This window comes from Bradyrhizobium sp. UFLA06-24 (assembly GCF_054967145.1).
Genome location: NZ_JADFUE010000168.1, coordinates 1 through 2,243, shown reverse-complemented (window position 1 = coordinate 2,243; position 2,243 = coordinate 1). Strand labels below are relative to the sequence as shown.

The following is a 2,243-nucleotide window of genomic DNA, read 5'->3' as shown; positions in this document are numbered from 1 at the left end:
CTCCCTGCGTCACGAGCCCGGCGTAGCCCTCTCATCATGGTCGACGCTCCACTTCCATCCTGTTCGCCGCGCGGCAATTTGCGTGGTCCGAACAGGGGGACGGGGTTTCAGCCAGCGCGGATGCTGCATGGACACGGCCCGACATTGCTGCCTTCCACAGCACTCGCCCGCGCAGTCACCCGCCCGCTGAGCCGACATGTGCGGCTGGCCTCTGAAATTTATGCCGCCTGGAAGTGCAATTGTGGCACGGCCGCAACCAGCTTCCTCGTATAGGGTTGCCGAGGCCGTAAAAATACGTCGTCCGCTCCACCGGCTTCGACGGCCACGCCATGGTGCATGACAAGAACGCGGTCGCTGAGGTGGTGCACGACGCCGAGATCATGCGAGATGAATAGATAGCTGACACGCAAATGCGACTTGAGATCTCCAAGCAGATCGAGAATTTGCGCCTGAATGGATACGTCAAGTGCCGCGACCGGCTCGTCACACACGATGATCTTGGGGCGCGGAGCAATTGCGCGCGCGATCGCAACCCGTTGGCGTTGACCGCCCGACAGTTCCAGTGGACGCCTGGTCCTGAAGTTTGGTGACAGACCCACGAGATCAAGCAGCTCGCTGACCTCCGATTGTCGACTGGCTCTGTCGAGGGGATGTCCGCTACGTCTGGCCAAGGCATCATCAATGACACGCTCGATGGTCCAACGCGGATCGAATGAACTTAGTGGGTCCTGGTAGATGACCGAGATATCCGATCGCCGCTGGCGGCGCTCTTTCTCAGTCGCTGTAGTCCACGGCGAACCCTCGAGTGTCACCTCTCCTTGGTCCGGCCTTTCGAGCGCGAGCGCCATGCGTGCCACGGTCGTCTTCCCGGACCCTGACTCGCCGACGATGCCTAGCGTCTCTCCATGGCCGAGGCGAAACGAGACGTCATTGACGACGGTACGCAGCTTGCCATCCGGTCCGCGAAAGCGCTTGACGAGCCGTTCCGCCTCAAGCAGGGGTCGACCGCACTGTGCGATACTCGATTGGGTCAGCGCTCTGGTCTCTTCTCCTTCAGCCGAGATGAAGCGCGGCGCCGTCGAGGACGAAAGACGGCTCCCGCGTGACCGGACGGATGGGATCGCCTTGAGAAGGCCCCGCGTATAATCATGTCTCGGATCGCCAAAGATCTGTTCTGATGAGCCATGCTCGATGATTTCGCCGTGTCGCATCACAATAACCTCGTCGGCCATCTGCGATACCACGGCAAGATTGTGGCTGATGAGAATCATGGCCTTGCCGCGTTGGCGGGTTTCGCTGAGCAGATCCAGGATTTGCGCCTGGATCGTAACGTCCAGCGCCGTCGTGGGCTCATCTGCGATCAAAAGAGCTGGATCGAGTGCGATTGCCGTCGCAATCAAGGCTCTTTGCCGTTGCCCGCCTGAAAGCTCATGTGGAAGCTGCCGCGCCTTGACCGCCGGCTCGGGCACGCCCACGAGATTCAGAAGCTCAACTACCCGTTCCGTCAAGTCTGCGCGTGTCCTGATTGCACGGTGAACACTTAGTGCTTCACCGATCTCCTTGCCAACCGGTCTCAGCGGATCGAGCGACACCAGCGCGTCCTGTAACACAAAGCCAATGCGCTTGCCGCGCAAGGCTCTCCATTCCCTGTCACCGAGTCGATCGATATTCTTCCCCTGAAAAGTCAGGCGGTCAGCTTGGACATGAGATCGCGCCCCGGTCAGACCAACCAGCGTCCGGGCCGTAACGCTTTTGCCTGATCCCGATTCACCGACGATCGCGACGCACCGGCCTTCCTCAACCCTGAAAGAGACCCTCTTGACCACAGCTCGCCGCGAATGCGCCGGCCCGAAGGAAACGTTGAGGTTTTGTACGGTGAGCAACGGGTCGCTAGCCGGGGGCTTTGTGGCATTTTGCCGGAAGGAAGCTGCGGGATAGGTCACGTTCATGGAAGCTCGATCCTTCCTTCCAGGCGTTGCTGCACGTACTGGCCGATGACAGTCACTGAGAGCGCGAAGGTAGCGATGGCGATCCCGGGCATGACCTCGAGCCACCATGCATAGATTACGTAGTTGCGCCCGGCATTGAGCAGTGCGCCCCATTCCGATGACGGGGGCGCAACTCCCAAGCCGAGAAACGAAAGGCCGGATGCCCAAATGATGGCTTGCCCGATACCGAGCGTGAACATTGTCGCAAGCGGGCTGATTGCGTTGGGGAGGATATGCTTGAACAGGATGCCCCTG

Annotated in this window: 2 protein-coding genes; both read right to left on the bottom strand. The window is 60.3% G+C overall.

The features are described 5' to 3' along the window. Window positions 1–218: 218 nt before the first annotated feature. On the bottom strand, window positions 219–1,949 hold the full coding sequence (locus IF809_RS38385; RefSeq protein ID WP_038936791.1) for a dipeptide ABC transporter ATP-binding protein: 1,731 nt from the start codon (window positions 1,947–1,949) through the stop codon (window positions 219–221). After that, on the bottom strand, window positions 1,946–2,243 hold a 298-nt coding region (locus IF809_RS38380; protein WP_462840063.1), incomplete at its 5' end, for an ABC transporter permease subunit. The genes IF809_RS38380 and IF809_RS38385, both read right to left, overlap by 4 nt.

Coding starts and splice junctions, on each gene's coding strand:
- IF809_RS38385 (WP_038936791.1), bottom strand. CDS start 1,949: ATGAACGTGACCTATCCCGCAGCTTCCTTCCGGCAAAATGCCACAAAG.